Annotated in this window: 6 protein-coding genes; 3 read left to right on the forward strand and 3 right to left on the reverse strand. The window is 70.7% G+C overall.

Annotated features, from left to right (window positions below; all coding sequences use genetic code 11):
* Positions 1–715, forward strand: a 715-nt coding sequence (locus tag ACIBEC_RS46755) for a hypothetical protein (protein ID WP_396290797.1), incomplete at its 5' end; no start/stop codon positions are given.
* A gap of 296 nt (positions 716–1,011) precedes the next feature.
* Here ACIBEC_RS46755 and ACIBEC_RS46760 read toward each other — a convergent pair.
* Positions 1,012–2,301, reverse strand: a complete 1,290-nt coding sequence (locus ACIBEC_RS46760; protein ID WP_396290798.1) for a hypothetical protein — start codon at positions 2,299–2,301, stop codon at positions 1,012–1,014.
* A 322-nt stretch (positions 2,302–2,623) separates the two neighbouring features.
* Between ACIBEC_RS46760 and ACIBEC_RS46765 the strand changes: the two genes are divergently transcribed.
* Positions 2,624–2,797: a hypothetical protein gene (locus ACIBEC_RS46765; protein ID WP_396290800.1), complete on the forward strand. Its 174-nt coding sequence runs from the start codon at positions 2,624–2,626 to the stop codon at positions 2,795–2,797.
* Positions 2,798–2,935: 138 nt separating this feature from the next.
* Positions 2,936–4,591, forward strand: a complete 1,656-nt coding sequence (locus tag ACIBEC_RS46770) for a hypothetical protein (protein WP_396290802.1) — start codon at positions 2,936–2,938, stop codon at positions 4,589–4,591.
* 159 nt (positions 4,592–4,750) lie between these two features.
* Here ACIBEC_RS46770 and ACIBEC_RS46775 read toward each other — a convergent pair whose 3' ends face one another.
* Both ACIBEC_RS46775 and ACIBEC_RS46780 read right to left on the reverse strand, forming a co-directional pair.
* Positions 4,751–5,284 carry a hypothetical protein gene (locus ACIBEC_RS46775; protein ID WP_396290804.1) on the reverse strand — a complete coding sequence of 178 codons (534 nt, stop codon included), beginning with the start codon at positions 5,282–5,284 and terminating at the stop codon, positions 4,751–4,753.
* Positions 5,285–5,359: 75 nt separating this feature from the next.
* Entirely contained in the window at positions 5,360–5,917 is a 558-nt protein-coding gene (locus ACIBEC_RS46780) for a hypothetical protein (protein WP_396290806.1), read from the reverse strand.
* Between the last annotated feature and the right edge of the window lie 230 nt (positions 5,918–6,147).

Genomic DNA, 6,147 nt, shown 5'->3' on the forward strand with positions numbered 1-6,147 from the left:
CGGCCAGCCGTTCAAACTCCGCGCCGAACAAGGCCCCGGCAAAGCGGGCTACATTCCCGACCTGATGCTGATCGGCAACGACGGCACGATCACCCTCGTCGACAGCTCTCCGACGGCCGGCGAGCTGTGCCCCTCGGAGCGGGTGCTGGACTGGGCCGAGGAAGTCATCAACGCCCGGGGCTGGACCTACGAGTGGTGGACGGGTCCCAAGGACGCACAGCACTACACCAACATCAAGGCCCTGGGGGGCTTCTGCCGGCCCATGCACCCGGTCCAGCAGGCTTTGATCGAACCCATCCTCGCCCTGTGCGCCGACGCGGAACTGCCCATCCACGCAGTCGAAAAGAGCCTCACCAACGAGAAGATGCCCCAGCCCATGGTGCGGGCCGTGATCCAGCACCTGCTGTGGTGGGGCGACCTGACCACCGACCTTCACCGCCCGATCACCACCGGCACCCGCCTGCGTACCGACACGGCGGCCCGCCGGTCCGCACCGGACCAGTGGGACGTCGGGACCCGCCTGGTCCTCGGACACGACCGGGGCACCATCGTCCGCTGCGAGGGCGACCAGCTTGTCGTCGATCTGGACCCCTCCGGGTTCGGGCAAGGCGAACGCAGCTTCAGCCGCCAGGATCTCGCTGAGAAGGCCACCGCTCTTCCCACCGCCTACCAGCGCCCGCTTCTTCCGGCCCAGCCGTTCACGGTGCCCCGCTGACCGGTGCCCCGGTCGCACGGCACCGGCTGGAAATTCCGAACGATGTGCAGAATTCCTTCGCCGAGCCCGCCCCCGCAGTGACGCTCACGGCAAGACCGCCGAGGCTGCCCCATGATCGTGCGCTGGTCCGGCGGTAAGGCCAAGACCGGCCGGCGCCGGGGGAGCGGGGCAGGTAGTCGGCCTGGCGGTCGGCAGACCCACGGTCTCGCTCACCATTGATCCGATGCCGGTTGCAGTTCTCAGGAGCGACCGGCTCGGTCACCACACACGGACATCCCGTGGCCGATCGGGCCGGGTCAGCACTTGTACTCGTCGAGCAGTGCTCGGGTCGCACGGTCGATCGGGCGCAGCGGGTGCGTGCTGCCGTCCTTGGCCGGGCCCAGGCGCAGTGTCGTGCCGCCCTCGACGGGGGTGACGGTCAGCACGCCGTCGTCGACCATGGCCTGGACGGCGTCGTGCCGGTAGGGGCTGGCGGCGAGGCATCCGTCCGCGTACTGGCGGTCGTAGCGGTCGTACGGACCGGCGAAGTAGTAGTCGGCGACGGGTCCCTGGCCCTGCCACACCGTGAAGGCGAGCACGGCCGCCGCGAGCCCGGGCAGCGCGGCACGGGGCCCGGGCGCGGTGATCAGCTTCGGTCCGTGCCGGTAGACCAGGGCGATCCCGGTGCAGGCGATGAGGCCGGCTGCCAGGAACAGCTGCATGTAGTGCGAGAGCAGGTCGGCCCGCTGCCCGAAGGTGAGCGGGAGCCCGGTGCAGGCCAGCACCAGCCAGCTGAGCGCGGCCAGCGTCGCGCCCTGGTAGCCGTTGAGCTTGGTCGGCCACTTCGTCGTGTCGGGCACCAGTTGCTGCTCGCGCCCCACCCACCGGCCGGCTCCGCGTAGGCGTCCAGGCTCCGGCGAGACGCCTTCGGCCCGGTGCTCGATCAGGAGGGCGAGAACCGCGTCACCGAAGGCCAGGGCCCGCGCGTGCACGGCGAACCGGTCGGTGCGCAGCTGGGCGAACTCGTCTTCCCGACCGGGCTGAACCCGCATGCCCGTTGCTCCGCTGCGGGGAAAGGCGCGGTTGAGGGGATGCCCGGGGTCGGGAAGCCCCGGCAGTGTGGGGGCCGTCCGCCCAGCGCCGAGCCGACCGGTGGCCGGGCTGCCCTGGTGATCAGGGATGTACGACTCGTACAGCCTGTTGGCCTTCCGGTCGCCCCGGAGGCTGGCCTGTAGGGCCTCGGCCTGGTCGATGACGGCGGTAAGGAGAGGGGCGGACGGGGCGGCGCACATCCGTGCGAGGGCGGCGTCCCGAGGGACGGCCCGCCATACCCCGCCGAGCCGGCTCAACGCCCGGTCCTTCCACACATCGCGCAGGAACGGCCAGACGCGGGCGACCGGCAGCCGCCGGGGCGGACGCCGGTCGGTGAGGTGCGCGTGCAGCAGCGTGCTCGCGCTGCGCAGATAGTCAGCCTCGGCCACGTAGGAGATCGCGACGGCGGTCGTGCGCTCTTCGCTGCGAACGTCATGCACGCGCTGGGCGGCGGCCCGGGCTGCGTCGCCCTGGGCGTTTAGCTCGGCGATCACTCGATGCCAGCGGCTGCTCACCGGCCGTCCCCCTCTCGTACCCGGTGTGGTGTCGCCCTGAGGCTACCCGCACGCCCGCACGGTCCGACAGGGCATTCTCCCCGCCCCGCTGTACCGCCGCCCCGCGCGTCCGCAGCCCGCCCCGGGCCGCCGCGCCCAGTCCCGCCTCGGCGGCCCGCCGGTTGCCGCCCGCGCCCCTCCGCCGGGCCACCGGGCACCGCCTGGCCCGCCCCGGGCCGCGTCGGGTGTCCGTGATCCACGAGGACCCCTGCTGCCCGGCCCGGTGCAGCGCCGGCCGGATCGCGTGGTGGCGCCGCGCGCCCCGCTCGAGGTGCGCGTCCCGGTGCAGGAGTACACCCACTGCCCCAACCGGGCCGAGCACGGCTCGGTTTGCCAGCACCGCGAGGTGAAGGGCTACACCCGCGGCCCCGAGGGCGCGCCGCTGAACGACCACTCACAGCGGGTGCGGGGCCGCCAGAGCTCGGCGCCGGCACAAGGCGACGTCGATGATGAATGACCACGACCGCCGAGGTGCTGCGCCCGAGGTCTGCGGGCTGGTGCGCGGCACTCGGGCCACTGGACCGCCAGGCACACGAAAATCGGTGCGCGCGTACCCCGGCTGCTCCGATACTGCTGGTGACGAAAGCGAGGCCCCGTGTCCCAGATCGAGCCGAGCGTGCTGAACGCGCTCATGACGGCCGCGAAGGACGCTGCCTCCAACACGGCCGCAGCCCTGACCCTCGCGGCCACGGACGTCGGCTCGGGCACAGCCGTCGCACAGCGGGATGCGCTGGTCGGGGCCTTGCACCGTCGGCCGTCCGAGGTGGCAAAGGCCCGGAAGAAGGCCCATGGCACGCCGCCTGCTCCACCCGCGCCAGCCCAGTTGGAGATCTGGAGCTCGTACGCAGACCACGTGGATGATCCTCTTCTCCGCGGCCACCTTCATCATCTGCTGCTCGACGCCGGCCACGGCCGTAGGCTCGACCACGTCCGCGGCGCGGCCTTCGGCTACCTCGACGCGGCGCAGCTGCTGCTGGCCGCCAAGGGCGGCACCGGGCTGCCGCGGGCCGCCCGGTGCCTGAAGAGAGCCGGGGAGCTGTCCCTGAAGTTCAAGCAGCACGACCTTCGTGAACGCGCGACAAAGGACGCCCTCGCCCTCGCCGAGCACCTCCTGGCCGGCGCCGAGGACGAGGCGCGGAACCTGCTGGTTGTCCTGCAAACGCTGCAGACCCTGGAGTGCGATGTCACGGACCTCGCCGAAGGGGCGGCCAGCCTCTTCGCCCGCGACGTAGATGTCCGGCTCGGCTTCCTCGATGCACTGCGGAAGGACGCACCCCCCAGCCGCCACGCAGAGATTGACGCCGCCGTGGTCTGCACCCTCCTCGACGCCGCCGATACCGCAGATGCTGGGCACCGCCGCCTGTACTTCCTGACGGAGGCAGTGACCGAGGCACAGAAGCGGGGGCTGCCCGACCTGCGGGCCCGTGCCGAGATGGCCCTGCAGCAGACCACGCCGGAGTGGACGTACATCCGTACCGAAGGCACCATCCCACGCGCGTTGATCGCCGGGCAGCAGGCCCTGGTCGACGCCGCCCCGGATCTGCCGACCGCGCTGTGGCTCACCGTGCAGGACATCCACCCCGCGATGCGCGCGCAGGCTGAGGCCGAGGCCAGCGGCGCGCTCGAGGGCCTGCTAAGGATCCCGCGCTCGCGCATCAACCCAGCCGGACCGGTCTTCGTCCGCCCGCCCGTCGACGCCGACGACGACCTCGCCGTGGCGATGCAGGTCCGCGGCCTAGGGCTGTTCGGGATCCTGACCGCAGTTCAGCTCGACCGCATCCACGAGCGCTTTCGGCCCGACGAGTTCGAGATGAGCGCCGCTCTGGCGCACGAGACGGTGCTGCCCGCGCCTCGTGCGCGGACCCTCGCCCAGGCATTCTGCTACTACTGGCTGGAGGAATTCGACGCTGCGGCGTGCGTGGCGCTGCCCCAGGTCGAGCAGATTCTCCGCCAGCTTCTGCGCTCCCAGGTCCCTGTCATCTCCGCGGCCCGGGGGCAGAGCCCTGGCGGGGTCGACCTGATGGGTGGACTCCTACAGAGCATGCAGGAGGCCGGATACCCAGCGGACTGGAGCAAGGCGCTGGAACTCCTCCTGGTCGATTCCGACCGCGGGATGAACCTGCGCAACGACATCCTCCACGGCCTGACGGGCACTCCGCCCAGGCACCACGTCGCGCTCATCCTCCAGTCGGCGCTCTACCTGCTCAGCCATGCGCACGGACAGCGCACGCCACCCGGGACGACGCCCTGAACGCTCTGATCCCTCGAACCATGGGTCGGCCAGACCCGGCAGGGAAGACCGCCGCTCCCCTTCACCAGCTAGAACGCCCCGCACCTGATGGGCCCCCGGGCCTGCCTACAACCGTTCGGTCCGCGGTCCGGGCCGGTAGCAGCCACCAGCAGTAGTACGTCAGGCCGGCCGACCGACCCACACCTCGTGCGTCGCCGCGGCGAAGTCGTTCTCTCGAAGGCGACCCCGCAGAATCCCGACGCGGGTTCGACCCTCCAGGACCTGCAGACCGCTCATTGAGGGGTCGAGCAGCCTGCGGTCGAGCAGAAGCGGCGGCCGCTTCCAGGTCCCGTGGTCCCTCCACTTCTCTGCGACGCCGACGTGGATGCCTGAGCTGCGCACGCTGATGTAGTGGCCGGGATGGAGGGCGTGCTGCTCGATGCAGCCCGCCTCGGACGGGCCGGTCGGCATCGTGCTCAGTTCTGCGGCCGTGACTGTTTCGAGCGTCCACACGATCGCGGAGAGGTCGACGTTCCCGTAGTCGCGCTGGAAGGGACCGTGGTCACCGTGGTCGTAGAGAAACTGCTCGACGACGTCGCCCGGCCACCGAAGCGAGGTGATCATGGGATCGGCGCGGAAGGCATCAAAGCTGAGGCCGAGGCCGTAGTTGGCCCGGCGGCGGCGCATCAGGTCGCGGAGGTCGGCTAGCTTCACGGCTCTACCGTAGGGCCCGCAGCACAGGCCGCGCCCCGTTCTGCCTCCACTGCTCACCCTGGGCTTCGGCGATTGTCAGCGTGTCTGGATGAGTGGTGTCAGGACGCCCAATTGATGTCCTTCCGGCTCGGCGTGCGGGACACCGTCCGCGCCCAGAAACATGTAGAAGTACTGCGTCGTCAGCGGCTTCGGCGTTGAGGGCCCGCCCGTGGTGGAGCCGCTCAGAGCCCCAGCAGAGTAGAAGTGTGGCAGCCAGTCGGGGCCCACGATCGCCTCCACCCACGCCTTCGCTTCCTCAAGGTCAACGGGCTGGCGAGTACGGAGCTGCTTGTGCCGCGTGGCGACTGAGAACGTCAGCACAGCCCCCTGCTGGCCAGGCTTCTCCAGGAGTACGGACTGGTCGGTGATGTCCCCGATGATGCTGAGGACAGCATGCCGGTCGGTCACCGAGCGCACCGGTCCGAAGCTGCGCGGCATCACCCCGCCCGCCGCCCGCAACTGCTCCAGCACGGTTTCTGCTGGCAGTACGGAGACCAGGCCGCTATCAGCCGGATCCGTAGAGAAGAGGCTCCGGCGAAAGAGCCGGAGCTCTTCCTCATGCTTACGAAGCACAGTACGAATATCAACACGCATAGTACTTACAGTACAAGCCTCCCAATCAATATCGAATAATTTCATATGGGGTCAGACCTTCCCGCTCGCCCCGCCGCCCCGCCTCCTCCCGCCCCCGGCTCCGCCTGCCGCCGCCCCGCCTCCTCCCGCCCCCGGCTCCGCCGTCGTCCGCCTGCCCTCCGCCCTTCCCGCCGCCGCCTCCGTCCGGGCCCCGGTTGCTGGGGGAGTGATCTCTCCCGTCCGCCCGCTGG

The organism is Kitasatospora sp. NPDC051164 (genome assembly GCF_044455625.1).
GTDB lineage: Bacteria > Actinomycetota > Actinomycetes > Streptomycetales > Streptomycetaceae > Kitasatospora.